Origin of the sequence: Nitrospirillum amazonense (assembly GCF_007828045.1) — a bacterium.
Taxonomy (GTDB): domain Bacteria; phylum Pseudomonadota; class Alphaproteobacteria; order Azospirillales; family Azospirillaceae; genus Nitrospirillum; species Nitrospirillum amazonense_C.
In genome coordinates this window covers 230,616-242,416 of the sequence record NZ_VITN01000007.1, presented here as the reverse complement: position 1 = coordinate 242,416, position 11,801 = coordinate 230,616, and the positions used below count along the sequence as shown (strand labels likewise).

9 protein-coding genes are annotated in these 11,801 nt (G+C 67.4%); 2 read left to right on the top strand and 7 right to left on the bottom strand.

Annotated elements, in window-relative coordinates; genetic code table 11:
- Nucleotides 1–85 precede the first annotated feature (85 nt).
- Together FBZ89_RS13990 and FBZ89_RS13985 are read left to right on the top strand one after the other, a co-directional pair.
- Complete coding sequence (locus tag FBZ89_RS13990) at nt 86–1,114, top strand: sulfotransferase family protein (RefSeq protein WP_246172192.1); 1,029 nt, start codon at nt 86–88, stop codon at nt 1,112–1,114.
- A 29-nt stretch (nt 1,115–1,143) separates the two neighbouring features.
- Nucleotides 1,144–2,832, top strand: a complete 1,689-nt coding sequence (locus tag FBZ89_RS13985) for a methyl-accepting chemotaxis protein (RefSeq protein ID WP_145750576.1) — start codon at nt 1,144–1,146, stop codon at nt 2,830–2,832.
- 51 nt (nt 2,833–2,883) lie between these two features.
- Here FBZ89_RS13985 and FBZ89_RS13980 read toward each other — a convergent pair whose 3' ends face one another.
- The 7 genes from FBZ89_RS13980 to FBZ89_RS13950 form a co-directional block, all read right to left on the bottom strand.
- Nucleotides 2,884–3,252: a type II toxin-antitoxin system VapC family toxin gene (locus FBZ89_RS13980; protein ID WP_145750575.1), complete on the bottom strand. Its 369-nt coding sequence runs from the start codon at nt 3,250–3,252 to the stop codon at nt 2,884–2,886.
- Entirely contained in the window at nt 3,249–3,446 is a 198-nt protein-coding gene (locus FBZ89_RS13975; protein WP_145750574.1) for a type II toxin-antitoxin system VapB family antitoxin, read from the bottom strand. The genes FBZ89_RS13980 and FBZ89_RS13975 overlap by 4 nt, the downstream gene beginning before the upstream one ends.
- An 86-nt stretch (nt 3,447–3,532) precedes the next feature.
- Nucleotides 3,533–4,999, bottom strand: a complete 1,467-nt coding sequence (locus FBZ89_RS13970) for an efflux transporter outer membrane subunit (protein ID WP_145750573.1) — start codon at nt 4,997–4,999, stop codon at nt 3,533–3,535.
- A gap of 5 nt (nt 5,000–5,004) precedes the next feature.
- The gene (locus tag FBZ89_RS13965) at nt 5,005–6,213 is read right to left on the bottom strand and encodes an efflux RND transporter periplasmic adaptor subunit (RefSeq protein WP_186457355.1); all 1,209 of its coding nucleotides are present in this window, start codon (nt 6,211–6,213) and stop codon (nt 5,005–5,007) included.
- 66 nt (nt 6,214–6,279) lie between these two features.
- Nucleotides 6,280–9,474, bottom strand: coding sequence for an efflux RND transporter permease subunit (locus FBZ89_RS13960; protein ID WP_145750572.1), 3,195 nt, complete (start codon nt 9,472–9,474; stop codon nt 6,280–6,282).
- A 201-nt stretch (nt 9,475–9,675) separates the two neighbouring features.
- Nucleotides 9,676–11,079 (bottom strand): sensor histidine kinase, encoded by a 1,404-nt coding sequence (locus FBZ89_RS13955; RefSeq protein WP_145750571.1) that lies wholly within the window; start codon nt 11,077–11,079, stop codon nt 9,676–9,678.
- Complete coding sequence (locus tag FBZ89_RS13950) at nt 11,066–11,767, bottom strand: response regulator transcription factor (RefSeq protein WP_145750570.1); 702 nt, start codon at nt 11,765–11,767, stop codon at nt 11,066–11,068. Before FBZ89_RS13950 ends, FBZ89_RS13955 begins: the two co-directional genes overlap by 14 nt.
- Nucleotides 11,768–11,801: the final 34 nt, after the last annotated feature.

Genomic DNA, 11,801 nt, shown 5'->3' with positions numbered 1-11,801 from the left:
CCTATTCTTTGGGTTAGGGCCTTGACTTGGGGCGGAAGGGATGCCGCCACGGGACCATCGGCCTTTATCCTTGGCGGGGAAAGAAATGGTCGCTTTCTATAAGCAAATCATAGATTTAGACAGGCTTGCGGAACTGGTGGAAGCGGACGACGCTTCCCTGGGAAAGGTCTGCCTAGCCTCCGATGGGCGATATCAGGTCAGGGAATTCCATTTAGACGGCTTAACCGACCAGGTTGCCTCCTACCTGGCTGCCGGCTTCGGCGGGCGGACGGAACAGGATTTCCCCCACCTGACCTGTGCCTGGGGACGGGCCCGTGTCGGCTCCACGGCCATGGCCAACCTGTTCGGCGTGGCCGGCCTGCCCTCCTACTACCAGCCGACCAAGGCGGTCATGCGCCATGTGCTGGCGGCCGACCACCCCGGCCCCTGGGCCATTCCCCTGGCCGACCAGGCGCCGCATATATTCTGCAAGGACGTGGCCGGGCCCTATCTGACGGCGGAATGCCTCTATATCCCGCTGCAGATGCTGGTCGAAGCGGGGTATCCCGCCAGCCGCCTGCACCTGGTGATGCTGGACCGCGAGCCGGTGCACGCCCTGGCATCCTGGCTGCGCAAGTGGTCGCATCGGATCAGCCGGGACCAGTTGCTGGAGAACTTCGTCATCGCCACCCTGAACGCCGTGCGGGTCGAGAACTACGCCCGCCGGCAGGGCGTGCCCGTGACCCACTACGTTCATGAGGCGGCCCGGCAGCCGGTGCTGTCGGCCGCGGCCCTGTTCCACCGGCTGGGCCTGTCCGATTACTTCACGCCGGAAACGGTGACCTGCTGGCAGCGGATGGACAGCCTGGACGACAGCCAGTCGCGCATCCTGTTCCCGGTGGAGCCGGAGGCCTATGCCGCCCCGGGCCTGCACCAACAGGCGGGCGGCATCGGCTGCTATGCCTATCAGGACCGGGACCGGGGGGCGGTCACGGACGCGGACATGGATCTGCTGCGCCGTCATGGCGTGGATGAGGTCTATGCCCGCAACGCAGCCGCCTGCGCCCGCGACCTGGACCTGCCCCGCGGCCTGTTCCGCGACGACGCCACCGCGTCCGCCGCCGCCGTCGCCTGACCCCCTACGCCTGCGCGAGAGATCCCATCATGCTGAACAAACTAAAGATTTCCCACCGGCTGGCGCTGTTCATGCCCATGCTGGTGCTGGCCCTGGGCTTGGCCGTCAGCTTCGCCCTGACCGCGTTGCGCCACACCCTGACCGAGGACCGCAAGGAAGAGCTGAAGCAGATCCTGATGGTCACCCGCGGGGTGGCGCAGAACTGGTACGACCGCGAGCAGTCGGGCGAGCTGACCCGGGCCCAGGCGCAGAAGGGCGCCCAGGACGACATCCGCAAGCTGCGCTTCGGCAATGGCGAATACGTCTACGTCAACCAGTACGACGGCCTGACCGTGGTCCACATCAAGAGAGAGTTCGAAGGCAAGAACCGCATGGACTTCAAGACGGCCGATGGCGTCGAGACCGTGCGCCTGGGCATCGAGGCCGCCAAGCAGGGCGGCGGGTCCTTCACCTATACCTACCCCCGGCCGGGCAGCAAGGGCGGCCCCGCCGAGAACTTCCCCAAGATGACCTACAGCCTGGGCTTCGAGCCGTGGCAATGGGCGCTGGGCACCGGCATCTACGTCGACGACATCGACGTCATCTATCATGATATATTGATGGATATGCTGATGCTGACGGCCGTTGTGGTGATCTTCGGCGGCCTGGTGGCCTACCTGCTGGCGCGCAGCATCGCCAAGCCCCTGAAGCTGATGACGGAGCGCATGGGCCGGCTGGCCGATGGCGACCTCACCGTCGACATCCCGCTGCTGAACGACCGCCATGAGATCGGCCGTCTGGCCCGCGCGCTGGAAGTGTTCAAGCGCAACGGCCTGCGCAACGCCGAACTGACCCAGGCCCAACAGGCCGAGCAGCAAGAGAAGCTGCGCCGGCAAGAGGCGGTGGAAGCCTCGCTGGCCGATTTCCAGCAGCGCACCGCCCGGGTGCTGAGCAACGTGGTGCATGCCTCGGAAGACGTGCGCAACCACTCCTCCGGCCTGGCCGACATGGCGACGCAGAGCCGCGGCATGGTGGAAATGGCCAACCACGCCTCGGCCGAGACCACCGGCAATGTGCAGATGATCGCCAGCGCCGCCGAGGAACTGGCCGCCGCCGTGGGCGAGGTCAACAGCCAGGTCACCCGCTCGACCGACATCGCCGAGCGGGCGGTGGCCCAGGCCGAGCAAACGGGCGTCACCATGCAAGGCCTGGCGGATGCGGCCCAGAGCATCGGCAACATCATCCAGGTCATTCAGGAGATCGCCGGCCAGACCAACCTGCTGGCGCTGAACGCCACCATCGAGGCGGCCCGCGCCGGAGAGGCGGGCAAGGGCTTCGCTGTGGTGGCCAGCGAAGTGAAGACCCTGGCCAGCCAGACGACCAAAGCCACGGACGAAATCCAGGGCTACATCACCGGCATCCAGCAGGAAACCACGCGCGCGGTGGAGGCCATCGGCAGTATCGCCACCGTGGTGGGCGACATGCGGATGATCGCCACCGCCATCGCGTCCGCCATGGAACAGCAGGGCGCCACCACCTCGGAAATCGCCCGCAACATCAACCAGGCCGCCATGGGCACCCAGCAGGTATCGACCAACATCGTCGGCGTGGCGGGGGCGGCCGAGCAGACCAGCCAGTCAGCCAACGTCCTGCACACGGCCTCGGAAGCCCTGCGACAGGACGCGGACGCCCTGAACGCCGAGATCACCGGCTTCTTCGCCCGCCTGCGCGCGATCTGAGACCCGTTACGGGGGAGGAAGGGCGGCGCCTCAGCCGGGGCGCCGCCTTTTCTATTCAGCCGCGAAGGCCACCGAGAATCGCTGAGCCAGTCCGTTCAGACGCTTGTCCCGGGTCCATAGCAATGCCCCGGGCGTCAATCTGACAGCCACCAGCAGATGTGCGTCGATGTATCCAATCCCAAGCCCGAAGAGGTTCTGCTGCGTGATGAACTGCATGACCTCCTCATCATAGGCGACAACCGCCTCGGAAAGGTCTTGAAGGCTTGCAATAACGACATCCCGCTGACGCAGCGATCCCAGAGCCAGTTCACCAACCACAAAGGGATGGGTTAGGACTTGTCGTTTGGATAGCAAATCAGCAAGCGTCGGCTCGCCGGCCCGCAGATGGTCGATCCAGACCGAGCTGTCGACTAGAATCATGCTGGCATGGAACGCCGCCGGGGGGCCGTCACCAGATCCGGCTCACTGCCACCAAGCAGCGCCAATCTTCTAGCACTTTCCCGCTCGATCAGCGCCTTCAGCGCCTCCCGCATAAGCGCGCTTTTCTCGGTCACGCCAGTTAGCGACTGAGCCCTTTTTACCAGATCATCATCAAGCGCCAACGTCGTACGCATCGTGCACCTTCTATCGATAGGCACAAATATGATCATCAAATGATGACATTATTCGTGCCTATTTCAAGAGGCGATACGGCCATTCCTCACGGCGCCTTCGTCTTCTCTGGCAGGCTGGTCGCCTCCTCATCCGAGGGCAGCGCCCCCACATCCCACCCCCCGCCCAGCGCGCGGATCAGGGCCACGTCGGCCTGTACCTGGCGGGTGTGCAGATCCAGGCTGCTCTGCTGCGCCTCCAGCAGGGCCGTCTGGGCCGTCACCACCTCCAGGTAGCTGTCGGCGCCGTCGCGATAGAGGTTGGTGGCCATGTCCAGGGTGCGCTGGGCCGCCAGGGTGCCGGCGTCCTCATCCTTGGCGGCCGTCCCCAGCCAGCGGATGGCGGCCAAATTGTCCTCCACCTCGCGGAAGGCGTTCAGCACCGTCTCGCGATACTTGGCGGAGGCCTCGTCATGCTGGGCCACCGCCTTGGCCAGGCCGGCATCCAGCCGCCCGCCCTCGAACAGCGGCAGGGTGACGCCCGGGCCCACGGACCAGAAGGCCATGGGCAGCTTCAGCAGGTTGAAGCCCGTGTCCTGGAAGCCGCCCACCGCCTGCAACGACAGGTCGGGATAATAGGCGGCGCGGGCCACGCCGATGCCGGCGTTGGCGGCCAGCACATCGCGTTCCGCCGCCGCCACGTCCGGCCGGCGCTGCAGCAGGGCGGAAGGCAGCCCCGTGGGCACGGCCGGCAGGGTCGGCGTCCACCGCACGGGCGCCAGGGTGAATTCCGCCGGCGCCAGGCCCACCAGGGCCGCGATGGCGTGCTCCATCTGCGCCCGCTGCGATGCCACCTGCGAAACCTGGGACCGGGCGGTGTCCAGCTGGGTTTCCGCCCGCGACACGTCCAGCCCGGCCACGATGCGGCCCTGGAACATGGTCTGGGTCAGGCTGAGCTGCTTCTCATAGGCCGTGACCGTGTCGGCCAGGATGTGGGCGCGCTCGTCCAGGCCACGCAGCGCGAAATAGTCGCTGGCCAGCTCGGCCTGCAACCCCAGCCGCACCGAGGCCAGATCGGCGGCGCTGGCCTGCGCCTCCGCCCGGCCGGCGGCCACCTGGTTGCGCACCTTGCCCCAGAGGTCGATCTCGTAGGAGGCGGAGGCGCCGATGGTGTTGGCGCCGTAGACATCGCGCTGCCCGGCACCGCGCAGGGGCCGGTCCTTGGACTGGCGGTTGGTGCTGAGGCTGGCCGTACCATCCACGCGCGGCAGCAGACCGGCGGAGACGGCGGCCGCATCCGCCCGCGCCTCGTCATAGCGGGCCAGCGCCACGGCCAGCGTGGGGTTGGTCGCTTCGATCCGTTCCTCAAGGCCGCTCAGCACCGGGTCGTTGAAGGCCGTCCACCAGGGGCCGCGCGCCTGCTGGTCCGCCGGCTGCGCCGGCTGCCACGGGGCGCCGCCGGCCTCCTTGAAGGCGGGCGGCAGGTCTAGGTGCGGCGGCTGATAGTCCGGCGCCAGGTTGCAGCCCGCCAGCGCCAGCAGCGCGCCACCGGCCATGAGAGACTTCGTGAAAGACATGGCTGTTACCGGTCCGCCTTCGCCGTGGTGCCCGTGGCCGCTTCCGCCACCTTGCCCGCCCCCTCACCCGCCCCGGCCAGGCGCACCACGTCGCCCGACACCAGTGTTTCGGGCGGGTTGTCGATGACCTTGTCCGTGGGCGCCAAGCCGGCCACGATCTCAACGCTGTCACCCATGTCGCGGCCGATGGTCACCGGCTTCAGCTGGGCCTTGCCATCGGGGCCCACCACGGCCACCTCGGCCCCCTTGTCGCTGGGCACCAGGACGGTCGCCGGGACCTTCACCATGTCGGCGTTGCTGGGCACCTGGAAATGCACCTCGGCAAAGGTGCCGGGCGTCAGCAGCCCGTCCGGGTTGTCGGCCTGCAGTTCCACCAGCATGGTGCGCGACGCCTGGCTGACGGCGTTGGCCGTGGTCACCAGCGTGGCGTCGAAGTGCCGGCCGGGATACTGCGGCAGGTCGAAGCTGGCCTTGACCCCCGGGGTCAGCAGGCTGGCGAAGGCCTGCGGGATCTGCACGTACAGGCGCATGCTGTGCAGGTCCGACACCTGGAACAGTTCCTGCCCGGTCCCGCCGCCGGCATTGATCAGGGCGCCCACGTCGGTGGTGCGGGCGGTGACGACGCCGTCGAAGGGCGCCACGATACGCTTGAACGCCGTCAGCGCCTCCAGCCGGCGGACGTTGGCGGCAGCACTTTCCACCGCCGCCCGCTTGGCGGCGCTGTCGCCCACCTTCTCATCCGCCGCCTGCTGTGACACCGACTGCGAGGCCACCAGCGCCGCCCAGCGCTTGGCCGTCAGGTCTGCCAGCTCGGCGGTGGCCTTGGCCTTGGCGAGATCCGCCTTGGCCTGTTCCAGCTGCTGGTCCAGGTCGGGGGTGTCGATGGTGCCCAGCAGGTCACCCGCCTTCACCTTGGCGCCGATATCCTTGTCCCAGCTTTTGAGGTAGCCGCTCACCCGGGCGTAGATCGGCGCCTGGGTATAGGCCTGCAGCGTGCCCGGCAAGGTCAACGTCTGCTGCGCCGCCCCCCGGCTGACGGGCGCCAGCGCCACGGTGGGAACGGCCTGGTCGGCATTCCACTGGACCAGTTCGCGGGTCGCACGGGCTCGGTCGGTCAAACCGACGACGACGATGGCGCCGGCGGCAAGCAAGGCCACCCCCCCCAGCAAGGCCAGGCGGCGGGGATTAGGCGTGGTGATTTGGGCGGTGGACATGATCGGGTCGCTCCTATCCGGGACGGCGGCTGCGGCTCAAGGGACGGGTTGGGATCGGGGAAAGGCTTAAACGGGGGCCGGTGCCGCCTGCCCGCCGGGCTCACGGGCCCGTTCATGGTCGCGGGCATGCACCAGGCTGAACAGCGCCGGCACCAGGAACAGCGTGGCCAGCGTGGCGAACACCAGGCCACCGATGACCGCACGGCCCAGGGGGGCGTTCTGCCCCGGCTCGATGGCCATGGGCGCCATGCCGATGACCATGGCCAGCGCCGTCATCAGCACGGGGCGGAAGCGGGTATGCCCCGCCTCCATGGCGGCGGTCAGGGCATCCACGCCGGCGGCCAACCGTTCCCGGGCGAAGCTGATGACCAGGATGCTGTTGGCGGTGGCCACGCCCATGCACATGATGGCGCCGGTCAGCGCCGGCACCGACAGGGTGGTGCCCGTGCCGAACAGCATCCAGATGATGCCGGCCAACGCGCTGGGCAGGGCCATGACGATGACGAACGGGTCCATCCAGGACTGGAAGTTCACGACGATCAGCAGGTAGATCAGCACGATGGCGAAGGCCAGGCCGATGAACAGCTGGTGGTAGGCACTGGTCATGGTGGTGACTTGGCCCTGGATTTCCACGTGGCTGGCCCGCGGCAGATCCGCCGCCATGCTGTCGACAGCTTGTTGCACGTCGGCGGCGATGGCGCCCAGGTCGCGATCCTTGGGCGTGGCGTAGATGTCGATGGTCGGGCGCACGTTGTAGTGGGTCACCACCGCGTCCTGCCGCCCCCGGCTGATTTGCGCCAGTCCGCCCAGCAGCTGGCCGGACTTGCCGGCGGCGGCCGGCGTCAGCGGCATGGTCTGCAGCCCGGCCATGGTGTCGATGTCCCGCTGCGGCGTCTGGATGGAAACCGGGTAGGAGATGCCGTTCTTGTGGTTCAGCCAGAAGGTCGGCGCCGTCTGCGTGCTGCCGGCCAGGGTGTCCAGCATGGTGACGGCGGCATCCTTCTCGGTCAGGCCCACCAGGCCCGCCAGCGACCGGTTCACCGCCACCTTCAGCGAGGGCAGCTGGAAAGCCTGTTCCACCCGGGCGTCGGCGACGCCGGGGATGCGGGCGATCTTGGCCAGCAGCTTATTGGTGTAGGCGCGGTTGGCCTCAAGGTCATTGCCAACGATCTTCACGTCCAGCGGCGCCGGCAGGCCGAAGTTCAGCACCTGGGTGGTGATGTCGGCCGGCAGGAAGGCGAAGGTGGTGCCGGGGAACAGGCGCGGCAGGTCGTGCCGCAGGATGTCCACATAGTCGTCGGTGGGCGCGTGATCCTTGTTCAGCGCGATCAGGATGTCGGCGTCCTCCACCCCGATGGTGCCGCTGTTGCCATAGGCCATGTTGATGCCGCTGACCGGTAGGCCGATGTTGTCGACCATCCCGCCCAGGTCCTTGGCTGGGATCACATGGCGGATGGCATCGCCGACATGGTCGCAAAGGCGGCTCATCTCTTCGATGCGCAGGCCGGTGCGGCCACGGACGTGGATCTTGATCTGCCCGCCATCGACGGCGGGGAAGAAATTCTGGCCCAGGAAGGGCGCCAGCCCGAACGTGCCCAGGGACACGGCCAGGAACCCGCCGATCATCCAGCGGCGGTTCTGCAGGCCCAGCAACAGCAGGCCCTGGTAGGTGGACCGCACCGCCTCGAACCCGCGTTCGAAGGTGCGCTGGAACTTCACCAAGGGATTGCGCGTGGCCGCGCCGTGGACATCGGTGTGCAGGCCATGGCCGGCGTGGGTCTGATTGCGCAGCAGATAGTTGGCCAGCGTCGGCACCAGGGTGCGCGACAGCACGTACGAGGCCATCAGGGCGAACACCACCGCCTCCGCCATGGGGCGGAACAGGAAGCCGGCGACACCGCCCAGGCCGAACATGGGCACGAAGGCGATGCAGATGCACAGCAGCGACACGGTGGCCGGCACCACGATCTGCTTGGCGCCGTCCAGGATGGCGGTTTCGATGGGCTTGCCGTGTTCCAGGTGCCAGTTGATGTTCTCGATGGTCACGGTGGCGTCGTCCACCAGGATGCCCACGGCCAGCGCCAACCCGCCCAGGGTCATGACGTTGATGGTCTCGCCCAGCACGGACAGGGTGGTGATGGACGCCAGGATGGCCAGGGGAATGGACACGGTGATGATGAGCGTGGACCGCCAGCTGCCCAGGAACAGCAGGATCAGCAGGCCGGTCAGGCCGGCGGCGATGACACCCTCGCGGATCACGCCGCTGACCGCGTCCTTGACGAAGATGGACTGGTCGCCGATGGGGGTCAGGGTCACGCCGTCGGGCAGGGTCTTCTGAACATCGGGCAGGCGCTTGTAGACACCGGCGATGATGTCGAGGGTGGAGGCTGAGCCGGCCTTGAGCACGGACATCAGCACCGCCTTCTTGCCATCCACGTGCACCACGTTGGTCTGGGGCGGGCTGCCGTCGTGGACATTGGCGACATCCCGCATATAGACGACGGCGCCGTTCACGGTCTTGATCGGCAAATCGTTGAATTTGCTGATGTCGATCGGGGAGTCGTTCAGGTCCACCGGGTATTCCAGCTTGCCGATCTTCTGGGTGCCGGCCGGGGTGATCAGGTTCTGCACCGACAGGGCGGCGGCCACGTCGTTGGCCGACAGGCCGTAGGCGTGCAGGGCCTGCTGGTTCAGGTCGATCTGCACCTGGCGCACCTTGCCGCCATAGACCGAGGGCAGCACGGCGCCCGGCACCGTCACAAGCTGCGGCCGGATGGAATTCTGCGCGATGTCGTTCAGCCGCGTTTCCGACAGGTGGTCGCTGGACAGGGCCAGCTGCAGGATGGGCACGCTGGCGGCGTTGAAGGTCAGGACCTGCGGCGGGTTGATGCCCGGCGGCATCTGCTTCAGCACCGTCTGCGAGATCGCCACCACCTGGGCCTGGGCGGCGTTGATGTTGACGCTGGGCTGGAAGAACACCTTCACCACCCCGAAGCCCTGCATCGACTGGGATTCGATATGCTCCACATCGTTCACGGTGGAGGTCAGGGAGCGCTCGTAATAGCCGATGATGCGCCCGGCCATGTCGTCGGGCTGCAGGCCGTTGTAGGTCCACACCACGGCGATGACGGGAATGCCGATGTCAGGGAAGATGTCGGTCGGCGTCTTCACCGCCGACGATACGCCGAAGATGAGGATCAGGATGGCCATCACGATGAACGTGTAGGGCCGGCGGAGCGCGATCTTGACGATTTCGATCATGACGGCACCCCCGGCAGTGGGCGGGGGCGACGGGCACGGGGCCGGCGATGGTCATTCATGATGCGGTGCGACACGTCTCGTGATCCCTCGAGAGCGGGTTCGTGAACCCAACACCTTGGGAAATAGGGGACGTCTCAACGAATTGGGATTAAATAATTTTTTTGGTTGCGCCGCAAAATGTCGCCATAAATGGCGCCGAACCTACGGCCAAGCGCCTGGGTTTCCAACCCCTTCGCCATCTGCTGCGCCGCAAATAAGCGCAATGACGGCGCCCAAATCGCTGCCGTCAATCACCAGTTTGAAGCCATGCAGGGCCGCGATGGCCTGCACCAGCGACAGGCCCAGGCCGTTGCCCTGGATGTGGCGGCTTTTATCCAGGCGGTACAGGCGGCGGACCACGGCTGCCCGTTCCGCCGGCGGAATCCCAGGCCCGGTGTCCGACACCTCCACCACCGGCACAGCCTCCTCCCCGCCGGTACCGCCCATGCGGGTGCGAATGAGGACGCGCCCGCCCTCGGGCGTGAACTTCACGGCGTTGTCCACGAGGTTAGCCACCGCCTCGATCAGCAGATCACGGTCGCCGGTCACGAACAGGGGCCCCTTGTCCTCCCGCGCCAGGGTCACCCCCTTGGCTTCGGCCAAGGGTTCGTAGAGGTCGAAGACCTCGCCCGCCACCTCCGCGAGATCCACGGTGGTGAAGCCCGCCTGGCGGCGGCTGTCCTCCAGCTCTGCGATGCGCAGCAGGGCCGTGATCATGCCGAACGCCTTGTCCAGGTCGGCCAGCGCCGCCTCCGCGCCCCGGCGCAGTTCCTCGGGTTCCTCGGCGGCCAGCCCCCGTTCCAGCTTGGCGCGCATGACCGACAGGGGGGTGCGCAGGTCATGGGCAATGTTGTCGCCCACCGCCCGGATCTCATCCAGCAGATGGACGATGCGGTCCAGCATCTGGTTCACCCGGGCCGACAGCTGGTCAACCGCGTCGTGGCTGCCGGACAGGGGCAGGCGTTCGCGCAGGTCGCCACCCATAATGCGGCCTATGGTCTGCTGTACCGTCTGTACCCGGCGGCGGGCCCGCGCCCCGCCCAGGACGCCGGACGCCAGCACCAGGGCCACGGCGGGCAGCAGGCCGGCGATCAGAGTGCGCGCCACCACCCGCTGCAGGGCCAGTAGCTCATCCATGGCGCGGCCCAGCACGACGGTACCGCCATCCGCCCGTTTGGCCGCGGTCAGGATGGCCGGCTGGGGCACGTCGGTGTCGTTGGTCCGGATATCCAGGCGGTGGCCCTTGTCATCGATGGGCAGGTCCGGCGGCAAGGCGTTCAGGTTGCCGTAGCGCCGCTTGCCGTCCGCGTCGAACCAGGCGGCCACGGTGACGCGGTGATAGTCCGACATGATGCGAACCTGCAGCTGGTACAGCAGGATGTCGTCGCGCGTCTGCGCCGCCACCGCTGCCTCCTGCACCAGGTCGCGCTGCATGCGCCGCGTCTCCACCTCGCTGGTCTGCCAGTAGATGAAGCCGAAGATCAGCAGCATGCCCACCGACAGCGCCGTGGCGAAGCCCAGCGCCAGCCGGAACGGCCCCGCGCGGAACAGCTCAGTCCGCCGCACGGAGCATGAACCCGGCGCCACGCACGCGATGGATCATGGGCAGCTCCCCCATCTCATCGATCTTGTGTCGCAGTTTGCCCATGTGCACATCGACCACGTTGGTCTGCGGCACGAAGCGATAATTCCAGACATCGGTCAACAGCATGGCCGGCGTGATCACCTGGTCCGGCCGGCGCATCATGTACTCCAGCAGCTTGAATTCCCGGGGCAGCAGCGGCACCTCCCGCTGCCCCCGCCGCACGGTGCGGCTGAGCAAATCCATCTCCAGCGATCCCACCCGCAGGGTGGTGGCGCGGGTATCCGGCGGGCGACGGCGCAGCGCCTCGACGCGGGCCACCAGTTCCGCCACGGCGAAGGGCTTGGTCAGGTAGTCGTCGCCACCGGCGTTCAGACCGCGCACCCGGTCATCGACCGAGCCCAGGGCGCTCAAGACCAGGATGGGGGTGGCGATACCCTCGTCCCGCAGTTCCTGCACCATGTCCAGCCCATCCATGCCGCCGGGCAGCATGCGGTCGGCGATGACCACCGCCACGCTGCGATCGGCGCGCAGCACCTCCAGCGCCGCGGCGGCGGTGACGGAATGGCTGACGGTATACCCCCTGGCTTCCAGGCTGGTGACGATCTCCCGCGCCATGTCGGGCTCGTCTTCAACCAGGTGGAGGTGGGCGATGGTGTCGGAGGCAGGCATCAGGGGCAGTTCCAATACGGTCCTGCCCCTTAAT